Origin of the sequence: Sphingobacterium mizutaii (assembly GCF_900187125.1) — a bacterium.
Lineage (GTDB): Bacteria > Bacteroidota > Bacteroidia > Sphingobacteriales > Sphingobacteriaceae > Sphingobacterium > Sphingobacterium mizutaii.
Genome location: NZ_LT906468.1, coordinates 622,681 through 647,410 on the forward strand (window position 1 = coordinate 622,681; position 24,730 = coordinate 647,410).

14 protein-coding genes and 2 tRNA genes are annotated in these 24,730 nt (G+C 42.8%); 10 read left to right on the forward strand and 6 right to left on the reverse strand.

Annotated features, from left to right (window positions below; translation table 11 throughout):
- The first annotated feature begins 1 nt into the window (after window position 1).
- On the forward strand, window positions 2-1,504 hold the full coding sequence (locus CKW03_RS02775; RefSeq protein ID WP_093101635.1) for an alpha-L-fucosidase: 1,503 nt from the start codon (window positions 2-4) through the stop codon (window positions 1,502-1,504).
- Window positions 1,505-1,513: 9 nt separating this feature from the next.
- Here the strand turns inward: CKW03_RS02775 and CKW03_RS02780 are convergent, their stop codons facing one another.
- The 3 genes from CKW03_RS02780 to CKW03_RS02790 all read right to left on the reverse strand — a co-directional run bounded on the left by CKW03_RS02780 (window position 1,514) and on the right by CKW03_RS02790 (window position 4,158).
- A complete protein-coding gene (locus tag CKW03_RS02780) occupies window positions 1,514-2,818 on the reverse strand; it encodes a cation:proton antiporter (RefSeq protein ID WP_093101634.1) in 1,305 nt (434 codons plus the stop codon).
- Between the two features lie 7 nt (window positions 2,819-2,825).
- The gene (locus CKW03_RS02785; protein WP_093101632.1) at window positions 2,826-3,305 is read right to left on the reverse strand and encodes a cation:proton antiporter regulatory subunit; all 480 of its coding nucleotides are present in this window, start codon (window positions 3,303-3,305) and stop codon (window positions 2,826-2,828) included.
- A gap of 73 nt (window positions 3,306-3,378) precedes the next feature.
- Window positions 3,379-4,158: an MBL fold metallo-hydrolase gene (locus CKW03_RS02790; RefSeq protein WP_093101631.1), complete on the reverse strand. Its 780-nt coding sequence runs from the start codon at window positions 4,156-4,158 to the stop codon at window positions 3,379-3,381.
- A 115-nt stretch (window positions 4,159-4,273) separates the two neighbouring features.
- Here CKW03_RS02790 and recJ point away from each other — a divergent pair, with 115 nt between their 5' ends.
- From recJ to CKW03_RS02820, 6 genes are all read left to right on the forward strand, one after another.
- Entirely contained in the window at window positions 4,274-5,974 is a 1,701-nt protein-coding gene (recJ, locus tag CKW03_RS02795; protein WP_093101629.1) for a single-stranded-DNA-specific exonuclease RecJ, read from the forward strand.
- A gap of 31 nt (window positions 5,975-6,005) precedes the next feature.
- Entirely contained in the window at window positions 6,006-6,740 is a 735-nt protein-coding gene (gene lptB, locus CKW03_RS02800; protein ID WP_093101628.1) for an LPS export ABC transporter ATP-binding protein, read from the forward strand.
- 24 nt (window positions 6,741-6,764) lie between these two features.
- Window positions 6,765-8,282 (forward strand): GH3 auxin-responsive promoter family protein, encoded by a 1,518-nt coding sequence (locus CKW03_RS02805; RefSeq protein ID WP_093101626.1) that lies wholly within the window; start codon window positions 6,765-6,767, stop codon window positions 8,280-8,282.
- A 613-nt stretch (window positions 8,283-8,895) separates the two neighbouring features.
- Window positions 8,896-9,966, forward strand: coding sequence for a branched-chain amino acid aminotransferase (locus CKW03_RS02810; protein ID WP_093101625.1), 1,071 nt, complete (start codon window positions 8,896-8,898; stop codon window positions 9,964-9,966).
- A 419-nt stretch (window positions 9,967-10,385) separates the two neighbouring features.
- A complete protein-coding gene (locus CKW03_RS02815) occupies window positions 10,386-13,613 on the forward strand; it encodes a SusC/RagA family TonB-linked outer membrane protein (protein WP_093101623.1) in 3,228 nt (1,075 codons plus the stop codon).
- Between the two features lie 10 nt (window positions 13,614-13,623).
- A complete protein-coding gene (locus CKW03_RS02820; RefSeq protein ID WP_093101622.1) occupies window positions 13,624-15,360 on the forward strand; it encodes a RagB/SusD family nutrient uptake outer membrane protein in 1,737 nt (578 codons plus the stop codon).
- A gap of 44 nt (window positions 15,361-15,404) precedes the next feature.
- Here CKW03_RS02820 and era read toward each other — a convergent pair whose 3' ends face one another.
- The gene (gene era / locus CKW03_RS02825) at window positions 15,405-16,283 is read right to left on the reverse strand and encodes a GTPase Era (protein ID WP_093101620.1); all 879 of its coding nucleotides are present in this window, start codon (window positions 16,281-16,283) and stop codon (window positions 15,405-15,407) included.
- Between the two features lie 113 nt (window positions 16,284-16,396).
- Here era and CKW03_RS02830 point away from each other — a divergent pair.
- Together CKW03_RS02830 and CKW03_RS02835 are read left to right on the forward strand one after the other, a co-directional pair.
- A tRNA-Met gene (locus CKW03_RS02830) sits at window positions 16,397-16,469 on the forward strand.
- A 58-nt stretch (window positions 16,470-16,527) separates the two neighbouring features.
- Window positions 16,528-16,600 (forward strand) — tRNA-Met (locus tag CKW03_RS02835).
- 533 nt (window positions 16,601-17,133) lie between these two features.
- Here the strand turns inward: CKW03_RS02835 and CKW03_RS02840 are convergent.
- Entirely contained in the window at window positions 17,134-18,603 is a 1,470-nt protein-coding gene (locus CKW03_RS02840; protein WP_093101567.1) for a glutamate synthase subunit beta, read from the reverse strand.
- 18 nt (window positions 18,604-18,621) lie between these two features.
- Window positions 18,622-23,121, reverse strand: coding sequence for a glutamate synthase large subunit (gene gltB, locus CKW03_RS02845; protein ID WP_093101565.1), 4,500 nt, complete (start codon window positions 23,119-23,121; stop codon window positions 18,622-18,624).
- 210 nt (window positions 23,122-23,331) lie between these two features.
- Here gltB and CKW03_RS02850 point away from each other — a divergent pair, with 210 nt between their 5' ends.
- Window positions 23,332-24,432 carry a mandelate racemase/muconate lactonizing enzyme family protein gene (locus tag CKW03_RS02850; protein ID WP_093101564.1) on the forward strand — a complete coding sequence of 367 codons (1,101 nt, stop codon included), beginning with the start codon at window positions 23,332-23,334 and terminating at the stop codon, window positions 24,430-24,432.
- The last annotated feature ends 298 nt before the right edge of the window (window positions 24,433-24,730 follow it).

Here is a 24,730-nt window from a genome sequence, read left to right on the forward strand (position 1 = left end):
TATGAAAAGCATACTTAAAACGATATGTGTTGCAGTCTTAGGCTTGATATTTAGCCAAGACTCTTATGGGCAATGGACTGGTCCGAAAGTGAAACCGACTAAACATACGGAGGTGAAATATGGCTCATTGACACCTGAGCACCGTACCGATGCCAATATGGAGGCCTTCCGCAATTATGGCCTGGGGCAATTTATCCATTGGGGCTTATATGCCATTCCGGGGAATGAATGGGAAGGGGTGAGCGCCAGAAAAGGTGCTGCTGCTTCGGAATGGATCAGGACTTGGTCTGGACCTACTGCGCCGAAGAACTGGAAAGAAACCTACGATAACCTTTATAAAAAGTTTGATCCGAAGGATTTTGATGCCAAGCAATGGGCTAAGCAAGCTAAGGATATGGGTGCAAAGTACATGATCTTTACGACCAAGCATCATGATGGTTTTGCCCTTTGGCCAACCAAGTATTCTGGCTACAATATTACCAAGTCACCTTATAAGAAGGATATCGTGAAGGAGGTTGTGGATGCCTATACTGCTGAAGGGATTGATGTCTATCTGTATTTCTCCATTTTGGAATGGAATAATCCAGACTATCTTTCTAAAGAACCAAAGACGGAGGACGAAAAGAAGAAGTACGATCGTTTCTTGCAGTATACAAAAAATCAATTGTTGGAACTATTGGCTAACTACCCGCAGATCAAAGGATTTTGGTTTGATGGTACTTGGGATCAATCTTGGGTGAAGGCCTATGATTTCACCTATAACTTAGAAAAGGAATTGCGGGCCAAGCATCCCGGTTTGATTATCGGTTCGAGGTTTAGGAACGATGAACATGGCAAAAGGCATTTTGACAGCAATGGGAAGATCCTTGGTGATTATGAGCAGGGCTGGGAAAGGAAATTGCCACAGGAATTTGAATGGCTTGATGGCAATGATTGGGATGCGGTAATGACGATACCTCCTAATGGCTGGGGTTATATGAAAGACTGGTCGGGGATCTATACGAAAACTACGGATGACCTTTTGGACATGTTGATGCATACGGTCTCACTGAATGGTAATTTTGTGTTGAATTTTGGTCCTGACGGCCAAGGTTTGATGCATCCCGAGGAGGATAAGATAGCGAAGGAATTAGGGGATTGGATGAAAGTAAATGGAGAGGCAGTTTACGGGGTGAGACATGCAGATCTTCCAAAAACAAAATTGGGCTACCTGACGCAGAAGGATAAAAATCTATATCTAACGGTGTTCAATAGACCAGTAAACAATATTGCCAGGATTGCTATTCCTAAAAAAGCTACTGAAGTTCCTGTAGAAGCTGTTCTGCTTTCAAACGGGCAAAAACTACAAGTGAAACATTCTGATATTGGTCTTGACCTGGATAAAAACACCTACTATGATGTGATCATTCCTGCTGATTTCAAAGCAGAACGAGCATTTGTGATTAAAATGACTACGGGAGCTCCAGCGACGAAGTCAGAGAAGCTGATGGATGCCAAGATGTAAGCAGGAGGATTAATTTTTCTCTTGTACGCTGGCCTCGAGGTCACTGAGCTTTTTCTTAGGCTTCTTGACGGTATCGTCTTGACCGGCAAGCTTGTTCCAGATTTTTCTAGATTCCTTGGTCAATAATGGGGAAATAATAGAAAGGATCAATACATAGACCACCACAAAGGATTGTATAACGGGAAGGAGCTTGCCTGCTTTACCAATATTGGCCATGATAATAGAGAATTCTCCTCTTGCCGATAGAGTAAAGCCAATATCTACTGAATTCTTTGGTTTCAACCCGGAGAAGCGGCTTGCAAAATAACCGGAAGCGACGTTGCCTACCACTGTTATTGCTGCGGCAAAGGTTGCCCAGCCAACAGCACCACCGAGGCTGTACATGTCAATGGATAGACCAAAGCTAAAGAAGAACATGGCACCAAAGAAATCCTTGAATGGCAAGACCATTCCTTCGATTTTCTTTAGGTATTTGGAGTCTGCAAAGACCAATCCTGCCATCAGTGCGCCAATGGCTTCCGCCACATGGATGGTTTCAGAGAAGCCCGCAATGACAAACAGTAAGCTGAAAATAATCAGGATAAACAGTTCTGAGGATTTCTCCTGAAGGAGCTTGTCGATGAATGGCACGAGCTTCCTTCCAAGGATCAGGAAAGATAGGATGAAGCCTAGCGCCAATAGGGAAGTCCCTGCTACGGTCCAGAATGAACCGCCTCCAGTAAGGATTAAGCCCGATAAAAAGGAAATATGCATGGCGATAAACAGGTCATCAAACATGATCATCCCCATGATTACTTCGGTTTCAGGGTTGGCAGTACGTTTCAGGTCGGTCAATACCTTGGCAACAATGGCGGTGGACGAACTGGTCATAATACCACACAAGACCATCATTTCTTTGAATGGGAGGTTCATCATCCATCCGACCAATAGCCCAGAGAAAAAATTGAGCACGACGTAGATACTTCCGCCTGCTACGATTGATTTCCCCGATTTGATAAGCCTACCGACTGAAAACTCAAGCCCTAAATAGAATAAAAGGAAAAGCACTCCCAGCCGTCCCATAAAGTCGATGAACGGTTTGCTTTCGGTAAAGGTCAGGAAAGACCATACCGAGTCGACAGTAGAGGTTAATCCCTCGTTGTTGACACTGGCTAAGAAATCTGCTATGAATTTGGGATAAGATTGATTGCCCAGTACCATACCAATCACGATAAAAAAGGGGATCACTGAAAATTTTAGTCTATTGGCAAGTAGGCCAACTGAAGCTACTAATAGTACTGCGATTCCAATTTCTATGATGAGGTTACTGTGCATGTTATTCTTATAGTAATATTTCCTTTAAAAGTTTGATGTTTTTCTGCTTTCCGGCGATTACCAGGGTGGTTCCCGGCGTAATAACGTAGTCGGGGCCTGGATTAATAATGGTTTCCTCTTCGCGGATAGCAGCGATAATGGAAGCTCCGGTACGCTGTCTGACCTCCAATTGACCGATACTCTTGTTGACTCCGTCGTTAGACTCGCCAACCTTGTACCATTCAATGCGTAGGTCGTCCAATGCCACCTCGATGGTTTCCAATGCCTTGGGCTTATAGGAAAGCCCTCCTAAGATTCCGGCAACCTGACGAGACTCCTCATCCGACAATGTCATCACACAGTGGGTTTCGTTATCATCATCCTCATGGCGGTATAACTCTCTGCGTCCGTCATCATGGATGACAACCACCATATTGTCTCCAGCATCAGTTTCAATTTGGTATTTCTTACCGATACCAATTAGGTCACTTTCTCTAACTATCGACATGATTTCCTTTTATTTAATTAAAAATTAGAAAAATTATTTTTCGTTATCCTCAAATATATCGATTCTGAATGGATTATTCGGCATTTACGATCTTATAACTGCCATCCGGCTTCTGTTCTGGCCGCCCAACCGCGATATTTTTTGAATGGTAAAATAAGAAGACCCAGCCCTCTGGAGCACCTGCAGCCCAATATTTTGCGCGTAGGTCCCTGGCTTTCCTGCCGTCAAAGTCATACTTGGCAATAAAGCTTCGGAAGATTTCCTCGGGTTCGGGTAATTCATCTCCTCCAAAGAAAAAATGTTCACCCTCGGTTTCTACATGGAATACCTGGTGGAACTCGCTGTGTCCTCCTGAAAGCTCATAGCGGATCTCTGGAGTCAATTGTCCATCTCCATTCACAAACAAGATATTGCCACTTCTCTGCAATACATCAAATACCTCAGTGCGATAGGAAGGGGATTCAGAGCTGTAGGCTGCTTCCCATTCTTGTTCTTGGATAACATATTCCGCATTTGGAAAAGCCAAGCGCTTTACGCCATCTTTGATGTCCACCATGCCGCTTGCATGATCTTTATGCAGATGGGACATTAGAACATAACGTACGTCATCGATAGAGAAACCTAGTTTTTTGATGTTCTCATGGATGACCAATTCATTGTTTTCATTGCGTAGCCCAAGACCAGTATCAAGGACGATAAGGCCATCTTTGGTTTCAATTAGAAAAGGGTGTACATGAATGAACAACGATCCGGGTCTATCTTTTGGATCATCTTTTTTTGGGTCGAAGGGGATAAATTGCTTGCTTATATCTACAGAGTAGGAACCTTCAAATAGTGAATGCGCTCGAGCCATTTGTATTTGTTTGTTATCTTGACAGTTATGTGTGCATATCATTTTACATCGAGGTCCTCATTAGGTAAGTCCCCTGATATAATGTATCTTTACACGTTTATTATAAGGCAAAGATATGCAAAAAAGGTGGGTGCTGAAACCTAAAAAGAACGTAGAGCAGGCGAAGAAGCTACAACAGGAGCTGGGTGTAAACCATATAATTGCAGAACTTTTAATAAACCGTGAGGTCGAAACCTTCGACCAAGCGAAAGACTTTTTCCGCCCTTCTCTTGACCATCTTCACGATCCTTTTCTGATGAAAGACATGGACCGAGCAATCGACCGGATTGAACGTGCCATCGGCAATAAAGAAAAGATTTTGATCTATGGTGACTACGATGTCGATGGAACCACTGCCGTATCTGTTGTCTACAGTTTTTTCCGTGACTTCCATACGGGATTAGAGTTCTATATTCCAGATCGCTATGCGGAAGGCTATGGGATTTCCAATAAGGGGATCGATTATGCAAAGGAGAATGGTTTCTCCTTGATCATTGCCTTGGACTGTGGTATCAAAGCGGTCGATAAAATTGAATATGCAAATGCCAAAGGAATCGATTTCATCATCGGTGACCACCACCTGCCGGGCGATATCCTTCCTAATGCCGTTGCGGTACTGGATCCTAAGCGTGTAGACTGTCCTTATCCTTACAAGGAATTATCAGGCTGTGGCATCGGATTCAAGATCATTCAAGCTTTTATCAAGCAAAACAAAATGTCAATGGATTTGGCATATCAATATCTGGATCTGGTGGCGGTTAGCATTGCCTCGGATATTGTACCCATTACTGGTGAGAACAGAATATTGACACACTTTGGATTGAAAAAGCTGAACAGCAACCCGTGTTGTGGTCTTCAGGCTTTGATCAATCTTTCTACCCATAAATCTGGTCATTTTACGGTAAATGATATCGTCTTTCAGATTGGTCCACGAATCAATGCGGCCGGTAGGATAGACCATGCAAAAGATGCCGTGAAATTATTGATTGCAAAGACTTTGCCTGAAGCGAGAGTGTTCTCTGCCAGTGTAGATGATCAGAATAAAGCCCGTAAGGACTTTGATCTGAAGATTACGAAAGAAGCATTGGATTTGTTGGATAACAATGTGCATCTGCAGACTAGAAATACCACCGTTCTCTATAAGGAGGATTGGCATAAAGGGGTGATCGGGATCGTCGCATCTCGATTGACCGAAAGATATTATAGACCTACCATTATCCTGACCAATACTAATGGGCATATCGCAGGATCTGCCAGATCGGTACTCGGATTCGACTTATATGAAGCATTGAGCGAATGTAGCGACTTGTTGGATCAGTATGGTGGTCATAAATATGCAGCAGGGTTAACCATGCCTACAGATAATATTGGTCTTTTTCAACAACGTTTTGAAGAAGTCGTGAGCAAAAGCATCAAACCTGAGATGCTGCAGCAGGAGGTTTCTATTGAAAAGGAAATCAGGCTTTCAGAGATTGATCCTAAGTTTTATAGGATCTTGAGTCAATTCCAACCTTTTGGTCCGCAGAATGAAGCTCCAACTTTTCTTTGCAGAGGCGTGACGATGGGTAACAATGCCAATGTCGTTGGCAGTACGCATCTAAAGTTTTCAGTAAAACAGGAGGATTCCGCTATATTTGAGTGTATAGGCTTTGGTTTAGGCGAATTTGCCGAGCTGATCAATTCGGGGAAACCTTTCGATATATGCTTCAGTATTGAGGAAAACTCTTGGCGTGGCAAGAAGAATTTGCAACTAAATGTAAAGGCAATTCGATTTTAAAAAATATATTTGCAAATAAGGGTTTATTCACATGATTCTAAGAGCAGAACATTTAATCAAAAAATATAAACAGCGAACAGTAGTAAACGATGTATCCTTCCATGTTGAACAGGGGGAAATCGTAGGTCTTTTAGGTCCTAACGGTGCCGGAAAGACAACTTCCTTTTATATGATCGTTGGATTGATTAAACCTAATGATGGACATGTCTACTTAGATGACTTGGAAATAACGCAAGACCCAATGTACAAGCGTGCGCAGCGCGGAATCGGTTATCTTGCTCAGGAAGCTTCAGTTTTTAGGAAGCTATCTGTTGAAAACAACATCCTAGCCGTATTGGAAATCCATTATCCCAACAAAGAAGAGCGCAAGGCTAAACTGGAAGAGTTATTGACTGAGTTCAGTTTGCACCGCGTCCGCAAGAATCGTGGCGACCTCTTGTCGGGTGGTGAACGAAGGAGAACGGAGATTGCCAGAGCATTGGCCGCAAACCCTAACTTTATTCTCTTAGATGAGCCTTTTGCAGGTGTTGACCCCATCGCCGTGGAAGAAATCCAAACTATCGTAGCCAAATTGAAAACCAGAAATATCGGAATCCTGATCACTGACCACAATGTTCAAGAAACTCTTTCCATCACAGATAGAGCTTACCTGTTGACGGAAGGGAAGATCATGCTGACCGGTACCCCAGAAGAAATTGCCGACAATGAACTTGCACGTAAGTTCTATTTGGGTAGACATTTCGAATTAAGACGTAAAAAATTCTAAAAAAATATAGCAGAAAATAAACCTATGGCTTTATTGAATTCTCTTTTTACTTGGATAATGAAAAAGCGGATGCATCAGATTGATCTATTCATGAAGTATCCTCACGATGTTCAAGATGAATGGTTTCAAAGCCTAGTTTCTGCTGCTGAAGCAACTGAATGGGGAAAGAAATATGGCTATAACAGCATTTTTACCCCTGATGAATTCAAGGAACGTGTCCCAATCCAAGATTATGATGATATCAAGGGATATGTAGACCGCATGATTAAAGGTGAACAGAATATCCTTTGGCCATCCGATATCAAATGGTTCGCGAAATCCTCGGGCACTACTTCAGACCGCAGTAAATTTATTCCAGTCAGTATCGAAGCGTTGGAAGAATGCCATTACCAAGGGGGTAAGGACATGCTTTCCATCTATTGCCATAATAAGCCTGAAAACAAGGTCTTCACTGGGAAATCTGTCGTTATTGGCGGATCATCACAGATCAATAATTTCAGCCCCGATTCTTACTATGGGGATCTGTCTTCCATCCTTATCCGCAATCTCCCTTTCTGGGCTGAGTTTAAACGGACACCTAACATTGAGGTTACTTTAAATCCCAATTTCGAGGAAAAGATCGAGCAGATTGCGCAGATTACCATCAAGGAAAACGTAACGAGCTTGGCTGGTGTTCCGACATGGAACATGGTCATGGCAAACCGTATCCTTGAGATCACTGGAAAGGATAACCTATTGGAAGTATGGCCTAATCTTGAATTCTATAGCCATGGCGGCGTTAGTTTCAAGCCTTACAGAGAGCAGTTCAAGAAATTGATCCCTTCCGATAACATGTACTATCTGGAGAACTATAATGCTTCCGAAGGCTATTTCGGACTTCAAGACCGTTCTGATTCTGAGGATCTTCTGTTAATGCTGGACTATGGAATCTATTATGAATTCCTTCCAATGGACCAGATCAATGAAGAACACCCTAAGACCTTATGTCTGCATGAGGTTGAATTGGGCAAAAACTACGCGTTGATCATTTCCACCAATGCGGGACTTTGGCGTTATAAGATTGGGGATACCATCCGTTTTACTTCCTTGTCTCCTTATCGATTCCAGATATCGGGGCGAACAAAGCAATATATCAATACTTTTGGGGAAGAGGTAATCGTGGACAATGCGGACCAAGCATTGCAGGTTGCTTGTAAGGCTACAGGAGCTACCATCCAAGATTATACAGCTGGTCCGGTGTATTTCAACGATAAGACCGCTGGTGCACATGAGTGGATCATCGAGTTTGAACAAGAACCAGATGATTTCCAGAGATTTGGCGAAATCCTAGACGCCACCCTTCGGGAGATTAACTCCGACTACGACGCTAAACGTTATAAAAATATGGCTTTATCTTTCCCGATCATTCACAATGCGGCGAAGGGAAGTTTTTATACCTGGATGAAAAGTAGGGGGAAATTAGGAGGACAGAACAAAGTTCCTCGATTGGCTAATAGCAGGGAATACCTGGAACCACTATTGAAGTTAATCCAAGCATCTTAATTTTTTTTATTTCTAGCCCAAAAGGCAGCTAGGTAGATGTGGGTAATATGCGATATGTTATTCGGAGCAGCTATTGATTAGGGACGGATTGCAGTTTTGTACAGGTAGATAAAAAAACCTAGGATAAATTTCCATACTCCAACTGTCGGAGTGGCTTGAGCATTAAAATCAGTCGATTGTCTTTCCATTTTTAGGATTACTTAGTTAAACCTTTAATTATATGCCTTTTATTTTTAGCAAATCAAGCCTTTTTATTTTAGCAGCCTGTCCGAAAACAGAAATAAAAATTATCTTTTGCACTTACAATTCTTGGTTAGAAATCCTTTTCAAAGATTTGCTAAAAAGCATTGAGCCTATTCCAAATACTGTACCGAGAAAGAAATCAAGTAATAAACAATAAATCTCCGCATTTTAGGGTATGATCTGTATAGCAAACACTATACAGTTATGAATAGGAAAACATACATATTTCATTATAGCTAAAATGCTAAATTCTTAAGAAATCAACAGGAGTCGCTCGCATTTGTGGAGATTGGACGATTATAAATCCATTATTCATTTATGCTTTTGTTTTTTTTACCTAAATTGCACAGCAATAAATATTCTTTTTGATATGAGTGCCATAGATAATTTCACTATTCAAGTTGAGCCTACCCAACAATCAAGAATTTCTCAAGTAGACTTCGATCATTTAGTTTTTGGAAAAATAATGTCTGACCACATGCTGGTTGCCAATTATGACAACGGGCAATGGGAAGATGTTAAGATTGTGCCTTATGGGAACCTGAGTGTAAGCCCTTCCATGTCTGCCTTACATTATGGACAGGCTATCTTTGAAGGAATTAAAGGTTATAAATTCCAAGATGGCACCGTGAGCATCTTTCGCCCTGATAAAAACTGGGAAAGATTCAATAAATCTGCAAAAAGACTTGAAATGCCTGAAGTTCCTCAGGAAATCTTCTTGGATGGCTTAAAAAAACTATTGGATGTAGACCGTAACTGGATTCCATCCAAAGAAGGTACCGCACTTTATATCCGTCCTTTTATGTTCGGTACTGAAGCTGCTTTAGGTGTCCACCCTTCTAAATCTTATCAATTCATTATCATCACCTGTCCGGTTGGTGCTTATTATAGCAAACCAATCAGCTTGAAAGTAGAAACACATTATACGCGTGCTGCTGAAGGTGGTGTTGGATTCTCTAAAAATGCAGGTAACTATGCCTTGTCACTTTATCCTACTCAGTTGGCCAACAACGAAGGGTATGACCAAATCATGTGGACAGATGCATTGGAACACAAATACATTGAAGAAGCTGGAACAGCTAACTTGATCTTCCGCATTGGTGATACCATAATCACACCACATGGAGACACTATCTTACATGGTGTTACTAGACGTACCATTATGGAGCTTGCTGAGAAGTGGGGCTACAAAGCAGAACAGAGAAAAGTATCTGTAAAAGAACTGATCGATGGAATCGAAGCAGGAGATGTAACAGAAGCCTTTGCTGCTGGTACTGCTGCCACCATTACCCATATCGATAGAATCGGATTCAATGGTCAAGACTACACACTTCCGCCTGTTGAAGGACGTGAGTTCTCTAACAAGGTGTTGGCTTATCTAAATGAATTGAGATACGGAAAGATCGATGATCCATTTGGTTGGAACTATATCGTTAAGTAATTAAGAACTTATCAATATCCACATATAAGACCGTCCCTGAGGCGGTCTTTTTTATGCCTTTAACCTTCATTTTTCGCCCTCAATGCTCTTCGCGCAGTATCATCTATATTTCTTTTTTCCTAATTAATATTCAGCTCTTTTTAGAGATAAAAAGATAGTTAATATTGCAGTTTTTGTTAAAAGAGTTAATCCTGATAAAATTATTTTACCTAAAAGAGCTACTTGACGATAATCGGCAATTAACAAAAACTACCTATTAACTGTTGCTGTTTAATTATTTCATAAAATTATTATCTCAATCGTTTTCGTAATTAACACAATCGTTTGTGTTAATTGATTGTTCGTGGAATATTAAATTATTCCCTACCATTATTCCAGAAATAGCCATATAAGTCTAAAAACTATTCACCGAAAATGAAATGAGAAGAAAACATTACTTTAACAAAGTGAGGTTATCAAAAGCGTTTATTCATTTTGCTTTAATATCCCCCTCGCTGCTCTTCGCTTCCACAACCTATGGAACTGAAGGGAAACCAATACTAGCGTCAAACTACGCGACCAATTTTAAGATCAATCCTCTCCAAACGGAAATTACCGGAACAGTAAAAGATTTGGATGGCAATCCACTAGCAGGAGTGACCGTAGCGGTAAAGAATGAAGGGCAAAGCACTTCTACAGGAACAGACGGTAAGTTTACTATTTCAGTGGCAAGCAGTTCATCCATCCTGACCTTTTCTTATATCGGTTTTCAACCGAAGGAAGTGACTGCTTCTGCTGCGAATAGCGTTATCCTTTCCCCTTCTGAAGATGCTCTTGATGAGATCGTGGTGGTCGGCTATGGTAACCAGAAAAAGACCAACTTGACCAGTGCGGTATCCCAAGTAGATGCCAAGGTGCTCCAAAACAGACCTTCGCCAACCATTACCAATATGTTGCAAGGTGCAGCCCCTGGTTTGGTCGTGACAAGGAACTCGGGTAGACCCGGAGCCCAAGGCCTGAATATCTCCGTTCGCGGTGAAACTTCAGCGAATGGTTCCGTAGGTCCCTTGATCGTTATCGATGGAGTGATCAGTTCGGAGGAAACCTTTGTCGCTTTGAACCCAAATGATGTTGAAAACATCAGTATCCTGAAGGATGGAGGAGCGACCGCCATCTATGGTGCTCAATCTGCTGGTGGGGTAATCTTGGTAACAACCAAAAAAGGTACCTCTGGAGTGGGCAGGATATCCGTGTCCAGCAACTTAGGGATCCAAAGACCAGGCGCTATGCCCGATCGCCTTTCCTTGATCGATGAGATGAACTATGTAAACCTTGCCCGTAAAAATGCAGGTATTGCAGCAGAATACTCCGAGGAAGATTTAGGATACGCCGTAAACGGCCCTACCTTCGTGCTAGGTTCCAATGGTCAATGGAGAACATACAATCAACAAAATATCTTAGATCAGGTCATCCAAAAGAAATACAATATCTACAATAACAATATCCAGTTTTCTGGAGGTAGTGAAAAGATAACTTACATGGCTTCCTTGGGTAATATGACCCAAAACGGGATGTTTAAGGTCGGTGACGATAAATTCGCCAGGATCAATGCCAGGGCCAATATCTCAGCGCAGGTAAACGACTATTTGAAATTAGATATCGGCAACGCCTTTATCAATCAAAAAACCGATAACCCGCAAGATGGTGGCTACTCCATCGATGGTGGTGGTAACTCCATTCTTAGGCAGTTCTATTCCTCGCGGATGAGGTTCCCGATCTATAATGAAGATGGCACCTACTACAGAAGTGGAACTTCATCGGCCTTTGGTTATGCCATGATGAAGGACGGTGGTTTCAATGATGACCTCAAGAGAACTTACTTCAACAATGTAACCGCTACGATCAACAATTTTGTGAAAGGCTTAGAGGTTAAGTTGATGTACAGCCGTGAAAGCATCGATCTTCAGAACAGAAACTTCAGAAGAACGGTAGATTATTATTCTGGGCCAACACCAAACACAAAATCTCAATTGAATAACCCTAACAATTATTCAATTACCAATTACAAGACCTTGAAACAAAATGTGCAAGCGGTAGTTGATTATGATTTAACGGTTGCTGAGAATCATAATTTCCACTTAATGGGAGGTTATCAGTTTTATGACCATGAATACCAGTTTGTATCGGCTTCTTCCAAAAATCTATATGTAAATGATAATCCGAGTTTGAACTTCACCTCAGACCCATTGAATAAATCACATAGCCAATATGGTGAGCGTGAGAAAATGCAGTCTTATTTTGGTCGTTTCAATTACAACTACAAAGAAAAATACCTGTTCGAAGCGACTATCCGTAGCGATGAAAGCTCCAGGCTTTCTCCTAATGTGCGTGTAAAAGTCTTCCCTTCATTCTCTGCAGGTTGGAATGTGGCAAAAGAAGATTGGTTCCAAGGCGCTACAACTTATATCAACGAGTTGAAACCTAGAGTTTCTTGGGGTAAGGTAGGTTCCAAGATAGGTATCGGTTTTTATGATTACATCGCCCTCTTGGGGACCGGTTCCAATGTGCTCTTGAATGATATCAAACAAACTTATATCACACAGGGAGCTCTTCCGGCTAAAGATCTTTCTTGGGAAACCATTGAAACCAGGAACTTAGGTCTAGATTTCAGTCTATTGGACCGCAAGTTATTCGGTTCTTTTGATTACTTCCAAAAGTTCAACAACAATATGTTGGTGAGTATCAGTATGCCAGCAACGATTGGGGTCAATATTCCAAAATCAAACCAAGGGCAATTAAAGACTTGGGGTTGGGAAGCAAGCATAGGCTACCGTGATAAAGTTGGAGATGATTTTAACTATAACATCGGCGTTAGCTTAGCTGACAATAAAAACAAATTAGTGCGTTACGGTGGTGCAAATAACATCGTTTATTCCGGATCAAACAAGTTGGTTGAAGGCTATGCCATGAATTCAATCTGGGCTTACAAAACCGATGGTTATTTCCAGAATGAAGCAGACTTGGAAAATGCACCGAGTTACGAGCGCTTCATCAACAAAACCGGCGTGCCGGGAATCGGTGATGTGAAGTACCTGGACATTGACAATGATGGAATCATTACGCCAGGAGAAAACATCGTCGGAAAAACAGGAGACTTGGTTTATTTAGGTGATACCAATCCGCGCTATCAATATGGAATCAATGCCTATTTAGGATATAAACATTTCGATTTTTCATTCTTTATCCAAGGTATCGGCAAGCGTTTCTTGAAACCTAGTAATGAATTGATCCAACCGCAGTTGTATTCCTACTACCTACCTATGGATTTCCAGATGGATTATTGGACCGAGGACAATAGAAATGCAGCCTTCCCTAGACCTTACCTAGAAGGAAGCCATAACTTCCAAAATTCAGATAAATGGTACTTGAGCGGTGCTTATGCCCGATTAAAGAATGTACAGTTAGGATATACCTTGAGCAAAGACCAAGTTGCGAAACTTCCTGTCAACAGGATTAGACTTTATGTATCTGCTGAAGATATCCTGACCATTTCAAAATTAGGCGTATTTAAAGGTGCAATTGACCCTGAGATCAGACCCGAAGACAGTAAGGTTTCCCCTTATCCATTCGCGACGACTGTTTCATTTGGTTTGAATATCGACTTATAAAATTGACATCATGAAAAAGAGATTTATATATTTAATGATAGGTTCCCTGATCTTCTCAGGGTTAAGTTCTTGCGAAGTCAATGAGGTTCCGGAGACTTTCATGAACGACGTCAATTACTGGAATACAGTAAACGACTTAAAAATGGCTGCCAACTATTTCTACACCACCTTACCTGGCTTAGCATCCGGCGATGTGTCAGAAGATGTCTGGTCTAGCTACGGTTTTTCCAATAGTGGCGATGCCACACGTATCAGCGACGGTTCAAGAGCCACTCCAGCTACCAGTGCTGATTATGATTATTTCTCCATTTTCCAAGCGAACAAGCTGATTGAAAATGCACCCATTGTCTTAGAAAAAGGAGCTACAGAGAAAGAAGTAAACTGGTATGTTGGTGAGGCACACTTCTTCCGTGCGATGTCTTATTACAAGATGTTCATCCGTTTCGGTGGTGTTCCTATGATCACCAAGACCCTGAAAGTGGACGATCCTGAAGTTTTCGCTCCGCGTGCTTCCCGCGCAGAAATCCTAGATCTGATCTTGAAAGATCTGGATATCGCTGCCCAATACCTAAGGGGACATGATGAGCTAATCGCAGCAAAAGAGTATGGTCGCATTTCAAAAACAGCTGCTTTGGCTTTCAAGGCTAGGGTCGCATTATTTGAAGGAACGAGAGAGAAATTCCATAAATATGGCGATGCCAAGAAACACCTGACCATCGCAAGGGATGCTGCCAAAGAAGTAATGGATTCTAAACAATATGCTTTGTTCTCGCAAGCCAAAACAGGAGCGAATGGACAAAGAACCGATGAAGCCTATTATAATCTGTTCCAAATGGCAGGAGAGGGCAGTGCCAACAAAGAAAATGTCATTGTAAGGCAGTATGGTGTCAATCGCGAGAACAGTGTCACCAGTACCCCTGTTCAGCGCTATTATGAAGGTAGTAACGCGGTGCCAACCCAGAATTTTGTAGACAATTATTTGATGGCGGATGGTTTGCCTATCAGTAAATCAAAATTATACGTGGAACCGACCAAGGATATGAAATATAATGCATATTTCAACAAAAAGGATCCTCGCATGAGTTTCACGCTATTCAAAACGGGAGACGAATTTATCGCCAGCAGCGACTATACCATTCCTAACCCAAGGATGCACCGAAGTGGTTACGGAGTCCGCAAATATGCCAACAAGGAATATTGGGCCCTTCAGGCCTCCTATATTGACAAACCGGTCTTGAGATATGCTGAGGTCCTTCTGATCTATGCAGAGGCAAGCTATGAGCTCAACGAAAGCATCTCCGATGCTGACCTGGACCAATCCATCAATCTGTTGAGAGCACGCCTTCCTCAGGTGAATATCGGGACAGCAGAAGCTCCAAATTTTGTGGATATGCCAAAGCTCAGCAATGATTTTTTGAACATCAATGGCCTCAATATGCGCGAAGAAATCCGCCGAGAGCGTTCCGTGGAATTGGCTTTCGAAGGATTGGCTTATTGGGACATGATCCGTTGGAAAACCGCTGAAGTAGAAATGAAGAAACCTTTGATCGGTAGTTATCTATTCACCGAATTCCTGACCACAACAGGAGAAAAATGGGCAAGTGATACGCCGGTTGACAGCAAAGGGCATATTATTTTACAGGAAGCCAACCTGCGCAAATTTGACCCTGAAAAAGATTATTTATGGCCTATTCCAACTAATGAAATAGCTATAAACAATAAAATTGAACAAAACCCTAAATGGTAAAATTGTAATAAGGACGAAAGGCTACCCTCGGGTAGCCTTTTCGTTTAATCTTCATATCCAAACCTCTTCAGGTAGTTTTTCTTGCTTCTCCAATCGGGTAGCACCTTCACGAACAGTTCCAAGAAGACCTTTCCGCCAATAAACTCCTCAATATCCTGACGCGCATAGGTTCCGACTTTCTTGATCATGGCTCCAGCCTTTCCGATGATGATGTTCTTCTGCGAATCACGCTCTACTATGATTTCTGCCGCGATACGGGTAATATGTGCTTCTTCCTTGAATGAAGTCACCACCACCTCCGTACTATAAGGGATTTCCTTGTCATATAGTTTGAATACCTTCTCACGGATGATCTCAGAAACAAAGAAACGCATGCTCTTATCGGTCAATTCATCCTTTTCATAATAAGGTGGGTGAACCGGTAGTTTACTTTTGATGTAAGCCATTACAGCTTCCACATTATAACCCAACAAAGCAGAGATAGGGAATACTGTATCTGGATTGATCTTTTCTTCCCAGAAAGCAATCTTCGCTTTCACCTCTTCCTCGGATGACTTGTCGACTTTATTGATGATGACCGCAACTGGAGAACTAGTATTCCTTAATTTTTCCAATACATCGTTTTCATCGTATTTTTCATGGATGTCTGTAACAAATAAAATAACGTCGGCATCGATCAAGGAACTCATCACGAAGTTCATCATCGACTCTTGAAGGTCATAATTCGGTTTAATTACTCCGGGAGTATCAGAAAAAACAATCTGATAATCTTCATCGTTAACTATTCCGATGATACGATGTCTAGTTGTCTGAGCCTTAGGGGTTATGATGGACATCTTTTCACCCACTAGGGCATTCATCAAGGTCGATTTACCCGCATTAGGCTTACCGATGATACTCACGAATCCTGCTTTATGTGACATTATTTGCTTTTTTATTTGTTTTACAAAGAAACAAATAATATCTTTGTGCTCCAATTCGGAGATAGTATAATCTACTTTTAACAAATACCAACGTAGATTTCTAGAAAATATATTGCGGGGTGGAGCAGTTGGTAGCTCGTCGGGCTCATAACCCGAAGGTCATCAGTTCGAGTCTGGTCCCCGCTACTAAAAACAAAAAAGGATTGTGCGCGAGGCACAATCCAAAAGACATTCTAAAATACATTGCGGGGTGGAGCAGTTGGTAGCTCGTCGGGCTCATAACCCGAAGGTCATCAGTTCGAGTCTGGTCCCCGCTACTACTAAGGTTTCAATCGAAAGATTGGAACCTTTTGTTTTTTTAAGACATAAGAACTTTCTAGTGTCTATATATATGATGACCGGGTATATATGATGACCGAGCGGAGTCGAGGTCCACTTACAATATTGATCAAGATTATAGCGATCTGATCGTCCAGGTCCGTAGGGGCTTATTGCATAAGCCCGCCCGCTGTATTCCAGTCGTACCCATCATCCATATCGTGGTAAGATCCCTCTCAAAACAAAGCCATTAAAAACTTATCGCCTTTACGAACAGTTCCGCAATCCTAGATTGCGGATGACAGTATCCTTAGATCCATTCCCGTACAGATTCTTCACTCCGTTCAGAATTAGAATTATCTCAAGGGATCTAACAATCCACTCCCAATTCCCAAAAAAAAATCCTCCTCACAAAAAAAGGAGCTGTTTTTACAGCCCCTTCTAAAAAATATGGAAATACACTTGTATGTTTTGAAAACCTAGCAATATTCAATCAAAATATCTGAAACTGCTCCAGTCTATTGTCTAATGTCTAAAATGCTGTAGCATATACCGCTTCCTTGCTTTCCAACACCGAAGTGCCCATCAAGTATTCATCGACCTTTCTAGCGCATTCTCTGCCCTCGGAAATAGCCCATACGACCAAAGATTGTCCTCTTCGCATATCCCCTGCCACAAAAACCTTGTCTACATTGGTTTTGTATTCCGTTTCCGTAGCATCTACATTCCCTCTGTCGGTAGTTTTTACACCCAGTTGGGTCAATAGACCTTCATGTTGTGGATGTAAGAAACCCATCGCCAAAGTCACCAACTCACAAGGGATTTCACGAACAGAACCTTCAACCTCCTTAAAGGATATCGGTCTGCCACTAGGATCCAATTCCCATTCCAGGTCTACGATCAATGCGGCTCTCAGGTTTCCTTCGGCATCACCTAAAAACTCCTTGGTGCTGATGCTCCAATGGCGTTGACAACCTTCTTCATGTGATGTCGTTGTTTTTAACAACATCGGATAACTTGGCCAAGGCATAGCTTCCGTACGCGCGGTCGGAGGGGTTGGCATCAATTCAAATTGGGTCACTGATTTGGCACCATGTCTATTGGATGTGCCGACACAGTCTGATCCTGTATCACCACCGCCTATTACCAGTACGTTTTTATCTTTAGCATGGATCTCCTCCACTTCAATTGGAGAACTTCCTACGCGTTTATTCTGTTGCTTTAGGAATTCCATGGCATAATGAACTCCTTTTAGTTCCCTGCCGGGAATATTCAAGTTCCTTGGAATGGTTGACCCTCCAGCTAAAACAATGGCATCATAGGCCTCCAGTTCACTTGCCGGAACATTGTTTCCAACTTCAGCATTGGTCCTGAATTCTACGCCAGATTGCTCCATGATCTCGACACGACGGTCGATCACTGATTTGTCCAATTTGAAATCTGGAATCCCATATCGCAATAGGCCACCAATTTTATCATCTCTTTCGTACACGACTACATCATGCCCAGCTTTGTTCAATTGTGCGGCTGCGGCTAGGCCAGAAGGTCCTGAACCGACCACTGCGACGCGTTTTCCCGTCTTTAGGTAGCTCTTGTTCGGTTTTACATAGCCTTTTTTGTAGGCAATCTCGATGATGTGTTTTTCAATCTCCTCAATGGCGACCGGGTTTTTGTTTATTCCCAATACACATGCCGATTCGCAAGGTGCCGGACAGATCCTACCTGTGAATTCCGGGAAGTTATTGGTAGAGGAAAGGATTTGGTAAGCCTCCTCCCAATTGCCATCATAAACGGCATCGTTGAATTCCGGGATCACGTTCCCCAGCGGACAGCCTGAATGGCAGAATGGAATCCCGCAGTTCATGCAGCGTGCCGCTTGTTTATTTAATTGCTCATCGGTAAACGAATGAACAAACTCTTGATAATTCTGTTTTCTGCTTTCCACAGCATCTTTCTGAGGAAGCGCTCTTTCAAATTCTAAAAATCCTGTTGGTTTTCCCATGATGATGTTCCTCCTTGATTATGCTGTTACTAATTTCTTGTTCACCACATTCTTGTACTCTCTTGGGTACACTTTGATGAAACGGTTCCTTTCCGTAGCCCAATTGTCCAAGATAAAGCTTGCGCGCTCGCTCTTGGTCAGGTGGATATGGCGTTTCAATAAGGCTATGATGGCAGTTTCATCTTCCGTTTCTAAAGGATCTAGGTCTACCATTTCCTTATTGCAATTCTCTTTGAAAGTACCTGCCAGGTCATAGATCCATGCAATACCACCGCTCATTCCTGCAGCAAAGTTTCTTCCGGTCTCCCCTAGGATCAAGGCTCTACCTCCGGTCATGTATTCACATCCGTGATCTCCTACACCTTCAACCACGGCTGTCGCTCCTGAATTTCTTACTGCGAAACGCTCTCCAGCTTTTCCATTGATGAATAGATGGCCGGAGGTTGCACCGTAAAGTGCCACATTGCCGATGATAATGTTCTCTTGAGGTACCAAATTGCTTTCCTTCGCCGGATAGATTGCCAATTGCGCCCCTGATAATCCTTTTCCTACATAGTCATTGGCTTCTCCTTCCAGTTCAAAGGAGATTCCCTTGGTGTTGAATGCACCAAAAGACTGGCCTGCAGAACCCTCGAACTTAAAGTTGATCGTATTGTCAGGTAGCCCTTCTGAACCATAGATCTTCGAAATCTCATTGGATAATAAAGTTCCGATGGTACGGTCCGTGTTTTTGACCTTAAAGGTTCCAAACACTGGTGTTTTGGTTTCTAGAGCCAATTTAGATTGGTTCAATAAGCCCCAATCCAAGATCATGCTCATGCCATGGTCTTGCTCTTCGGTATTGTACAGGGTTTCTCCATTTGCATTTGGAGCCACATGTAAAATGCCCGAGAAGTTAATCTTGTTGACTTTCCAATGGGCTAGGTTTTCTCTTTTCTTCAAGAATTGAGCTTTACCTACCATTTCATTGATGGATTTAAATCCTAATTCTGCCATAATCTCGCGCATCTCTTCTGCCAAGAAACGGAATAGGTTCACGACATCATCTGGTTTACCGGTAAATAGCTTTCTCAATTCTGGGTCTTGGGTTGCTACACCAACCGGACAGGTGTTCAAGTGGCATTTGCGCATCATGATACAGCCGCCAGCAACTAAGGCTGCTGTGGCTACGCCCCATTCTTCAGCACCTAATAAAGTGGCAATGACCAAGTCTCGACCTGTCTTCATCTGTCCGTCTGCTTGCAATACCACACGACTACGAAGCTTGTTCAGAACAAGAGTCTGATGGGCTTCTGCCAATCCCAGTTCCCAAGGTAAGCCAGCATGTTTGATGGAGCTGATTGGAGAGGCTCCAGTTCCGCCATCATAACCTGCAATCAGGATGACATCGGCATGTGCCTTGGCAACCCCTGCTGCAATGGTTCCAACCCCTGCTTTTGATACCAACTTCACATTGATACGAGCTTGTCTATTGGCATTCTTTAGATCGAATATCAATTGCGCCAAATCCTCAATGGAATAAATATCATGGTGTGGAGGAGGGGAGATCAAACCTACTCCGGGAGTAGAATGTCGCACCTTAGCGATCCAATCGTCTACTTTATGTCCCGGTAGTTGTCCACCTTCTCCTGGTTTAGCGCCTTGCGCCATTTTAATCTGTAGTTCATCCGCTTGGGTCAGGTAATTGGAAGTTACCCCAAAGCGTGCTGATGCAACCTGCTTGATTGCCGAACGCATGGAATCGCCATTCGGTAATTTTTGGTAGCGCATTTCATCTTCGCCCCCTTCGCCGGTATTGGACTTTCCGCCGATGCGGTTCATCGCAATGGCCAAGGTGCTATGGGCTTCATGCGAAATCGATCCGAAGGACATCGCCCCAGTGGCAAATCGTTTCATGATTTCGCTCGCTGGTTCCACCTGATCGATGGAAATCGGACTTCTATGTTTTGCAAAATCTAACAATCCCCTCAAGGTGAACATACGTTCCTTTTGGTTATTGATCAGTGTTGCGTATTTCTTGTAAGTTGCAAAATCATCTGTTCTGCAGGCCTGTTGCAATAGATGTACGGTCTGCGGGTTCCATAAGTGACCTTCACCTCTTCTTTTCCATTGGTAGAGACCACCTTCCGGCAATAGCGTAGGAGCTGAACGGCTGTTTTCAAACCCGCGCCAATGTTTTGCCAATGCTTCTTTCGCGATATCATCGAGGTTCAAGCCGCCAATTCTAGATACGGCACCACAGAAGTAACGGTCCACGACTTGGCTGTCTATACCGAGCACCTCAAAGATCTGGGCGCCATGGTAAGATTGCAAGGTTGAAATACCCATCTTCGAGAAGATCTTCAACAAACCATTACATACCGCTTTTACATAATTCTTTTTCAGGTCATCCCAAGTCAGATCAGTCTCCAAGTGCCCGATCTCTTTCATGGTCCGGATGCTCGCCAATGCCATGTAAGGGTTGATGGCGGTAGCTCCGAATGCCAATAGACAAGCAAAATGGTGAACTTCCCAAGCGTCTCCTGCTTCCACAACCAAACCTACAGCGCCACGGTTGCCCGTTTTGATCAGGTGGTGGTGTACAGCGGACACTGCCAATAAAGAAGGGATGGCACAGTGTTGTGAATCGATGGCACGGTCGGATAGAATGATTACCTCAAAGCCATCACGAACGGCGTCGTCTGCATAACGGCATAGTCTTTCAAGACCAGCTTCTAAAGAACCTTCCTTTCCATCAGCTCGGAAATAACTTTGGATGGTTTTTGCTTGGAATACACCTGTATCGATGGAACGCAATTTTTCCAGTTCACTTGAGGTCAAGATCGGATGCTCCAAGGTTACACAATGGCAGAATTTCTTGTCTTCCACCAAAATATTGCCTGAGTTTCCGATAAAGGTTGCCAAACTCATCACCAAACGTTCACGGATCGGATCGATTGGGGGATTGGTTACTTGGGCAAAGAATTGCTTGAAGTAACTGGAGATATGCTGTGGCTGGTCAGAAAGGACTGCCAATGGCACATCCGTGCCCATGGAACCGATCGGCTCATAGCCTGTCAAGGCCATCGGGGTCAAAATCGTTTCGATATCCTCCCTAGAGTAGCCAAATGATAATTGATATTTGAATACGGATTCCTTGGACAGGTAGGTAAAGGTTACCCTTGGTTCTGCCAATTCTTCCAATTTGATTTTATAATTGTTGATCCATTCGCCATAAGGTTGTTGACGGATCAGTTCGCCTTTTACCTCTTCATCTGAACGGATCTTTCCAGCTTCCATATCCACCACGAAGATCTTTCCGGGTTGCTGTCTTCCTTTTTTGATGATCAAGGCTTCATCGATAGGCAATGCACCGGCTTCTGAAGCAACTACCACGCGATCATCTGATGTGACTGCGTAACGCAATGGACGCAAACCGTTACGGTCTAAGGTAGCGCCGATGATTTTTCCATCGGTAAAACATAGAGCAGCTGGACCATCCCATGGCTCCATCAAAGTAGCATGGTATTCATAGAAAGCCTTTTTCAATGGGTCCATTTGTTCATTGCCGTCCCATGCTTCAGGTACCAACATCAACATTACATGCGGTAAGCTGCGGCCGCTATGGAGCAAGAGCTCCACCACATTGTCCAAACATGCAGAATCCGATTGTCCGCGGTCTACCACCGGTAGTAGGATTTCCATCTCCTCTTCCGTAAAGAAAGGCGATGAATAAGCCCTTACCCCTGCGTAAAACCAGTTTAAGTTTCCGGTCAAGGTGTTGATCTCACCATTGTGCGCAATCATGCGGAAGGGTTGAGCCAAAGACCAAGAAGGGAAAGTGTTGGTTGAGAACCTAGAGTGAACCAAGCCGAATGCGGATACCACCCGCGGATCTCTAAGATCTTTAAAATATGATCCTACCTGATAAGTAGTTAATTGTCCTTTATAAATTATGGTTTTGCAAGATAGAGAAGCGATGTAGAGTGGAAGGGGGTACTCTTGGTGATTTTTGATTTTTTGGATGATTAAGCGTCTTAAGACAAATAATTTCCGTTCAAAATCTTCGGTGTTGGCAACACCTGCTGGCCTAGAGATAAAGAACTGGACGATTTCTGGTTCTGCACCTAAGGCGGTCGGACCGATGCCTTCTCGATTTACGGGTACGGCTCGGAACCCTAATAATTCCATGCCCCTTTCGTTTGCAGCCTCGGCAATGACTTGACGGCAAATACGGTTCATCTCTTCCTCCTTCGGAAGAAACAACATGCCTACCCCGTAATATCCTGGTTCTTGGAGCTGGATACCCAACTCAATACATTCTTCCCATAGAAATTCATGTGGTAACTGGATCATGATCCCGGCGCCATCGCCCGACTCTGGATCGCAACCACAAGCTCCACGGTGTTCCATGTTCTCTAACATGGTAAGTGCATCTTTAACCTGTTGATGTGACTTCTGACCCTTGATGTGGGCTACAAATCCAACACCACAGGCATCGTGCTCAAACGCTGGGTTGTAAAGTCCTTCTTGCTGCATTGTAATATGATAATTAGATAAAATAACAAACGAGTTTGCTAATATATGAATAAAAACATAAAATATTTGCAATAATGATAAAAATTAATCAAAAACGTTGAGGTTAATATAAATTTAATGCTGTTTGGTAATTGAAATTGTATTTGTTTCGCTATTTGCTTATAAAAATGGAATATCATTCGTTACATTTGCTATTTGAACTAATAAATTATGTTGATCAAAGAAATTGAAATTTATAGGTTGAGTATTCCCATGGAACCCTTTGTCATCGCAACGGGGGTTATGGAGTTTGCTCAGAACACTTTCGTAAGGGTCATCTCGGATGAGGGCCTATATGGGGTGGGGGAATGTTCTGCCTTTCCGATGATTGTTGGGGAAACGCAAAATACCTGTATCGCAGTGGCACAGGATTTTGCAAAGATCTGGATCGGTAAAGACCCTTTGGCCATTGAAGAGAGATTGGCGGAACTGCATCTGTACATTGCCAAGAATGCCACTATTAAATCTGCCTTTGATATGGCCCTTTATGATCTTGCCGCTAAAAAAGCAGGGGTACCACTTTATCAATTCTTAGGGGGTAAACCAAGGGAAATCGTAACGGATATTACCATTGGTATCGCAAGCCCTGAAGAAATGGCTGCCAAAGCCAAGGACCTGCATGATCATGGTGCCGTTGCCCTAAAAGTGAAACTGGGCAAGAAACCACAGGATGATATTGCCCGTATTAAAGCTATCCGACAAGCAGTTGGCTTTGATATCCCAATTAGAATCGATGCTAATCAGGGCTGGAGCTATGAAGAGGCCTTGGAAGCATTAAAAGGCCTTGAAGCCTTGAAAATCCAGTTCTGCGAACAACCCATGCGTACGTATAACGACCATTTGTTGCCGCAATTAAGATCTGAAACCATCGTTCCGATCATGGCAGATGAGTCTGTTTATGACCATCATGATGCTGAACGCCTTTGCAGGACGGACAGTTGCGACTATATCAACATCAAATTCTCTAAATCTTCTGGAATTGCAGAATCCTTAAAGATCCAAGCTGTTGCTCAAGAATTTGGTATCCCTTGTATGATCGGGGGAATGTTGGAGAGCCGATTGGCACTTGCAGCAAAAACGCATTTTGCATACGCTGCACCTAATGTAAAATTCTTTGACTTGGATACCTGCATGGTCGGTCACCTAGAAGATCCGGTTATCGGCGGTATTCAGTACGATGGCTATTCCATCAAGATTACGGAGGGGCCTGGGATTGCGGCCGACATTGATCCTGCATTTTTAGAGAAATGTGAAAAATGGACTGTTTCCTAAAATAAAATCGATATGCTAAATAATGACTCTTGGGACCTTGGGACGAACGAGATCATCATCTTGTTTATCCTATTAGTGATTGTCGTTTTTTTCTTTTGGCTTTTCTCAAAGCTATTAAAGAGAAAGTAAGCAGCAATATTTACGAAAACAAAACAACTCCGAAATCCATGGATTCGGAGTTGTTTTATTTTATAGAGTTTTCAGCCCAATAGAATGCTTCCTAAGTAGCAATTTCCATCCAAAATTTCTATCCTTCTTTTAGGGGTTTCATTCGAGACTCATTCGAGACTCATTCGGA

Excerpts from the sequence above, each read along its gene's own strand:
- lptB (WP_093101628.1), top strand. The coding sequence starts at position 6,006 with ATGATTCTAAGAGCAGAACATTTAATCAAAAAATATAAACAGCGAACA.
- CKW03_RS02820 (WP_093101622.1), top strand. The coding sequence starts at position 13,624 with ATGAAAAAGAGATTTATATATTTAATGATAGGTTCCCTGATCTTCTCA.
- CKW03_RS02815 (WP_093101623.1), top strand. The coding sequence starts at position 10,386 with ATGAGAAGAAAACATTACTTTAACAAAGTGAGGTTATCAAAAGCGTTT.
- CKW03_RS02775 (WP_093101635.1), top strand. The coding sequence starts at position 2 with ATGAAAAGCATACTTAAAACGATATGTGTTGCAGTCTTAGGCTTGATA.
- CKW03_RS02790 (WP_093101631.1), bottom strand. The coding sequence starts at position 4,158 with ATGGCTCGAGCGCATTCACTATTTGAAGGTTCCTACTCTGTAGATATA.
- CKW03_RS02850 (WP_093101564.1), top strand. The coding sequence starts at position 23,332 with ATGTTGATCAAAGAAATTGAAATTTATAGGTTGAGTATTCCCATGGAA.
- CKW03_RS02780 (WP_093101634.1), bottom strand. The coding sequence starts at position 2,818 with ATGCACAGTAACCTCATCATAGAAATTGGAATCGCAGTACTATTAGTA.
- CKW03_RS02840 (WP_093101567.1), bottom strand. The coding sequence starts at position 18,603 with ATGGGAAAACCAACAGGATTTTTAGAATTTGAAAGAGCGCTTCCTCAG.
- CKW03_RS02785 (WP_093101632.1), bottom strand. The coding sequence starts at position 3,305 with ATGTCGATAGTTAGAGAAAGTGACCTAATTGGTATCGGTAAGAAATAC.
- era (WP_093101620.1), bottom strand. The coding sequence starts at position 16,283 with ATGTCACATAAAGCAGGATTCGTGAGTATCATCGGTAAGCCTAATGCG.
- recJ (WP_093101629.1), top strand. The coding sequence starts at position 4,274 with ATGCAAAAAAGGTGGGTGCTGAAACCTAAAAAGAACGTAGAGCAGGCG.
- CKW03_RS02805 (WP_093101626.1), top strand. The coding sequence starts at position 6,765 with ATGGCTTTATTGAATTCTCTTTTTACTTGGATAATGAAAAAGCGGATG.
- CKW03_RS02810 (WP_093101625.1), top strand. The coding sequence starts at position 8,896 with ATGAGTGCCATAGATAATTTCACTATTCAAGTTGAGCCTACCCAACAA.
- gltB (WP_093101565.1), bottom strand. The coding sequence starts at position 23,121 with ATGCAGCAAGAAGGACTTTACAACCCAGCGTTTGAGCACGATGCCTGT.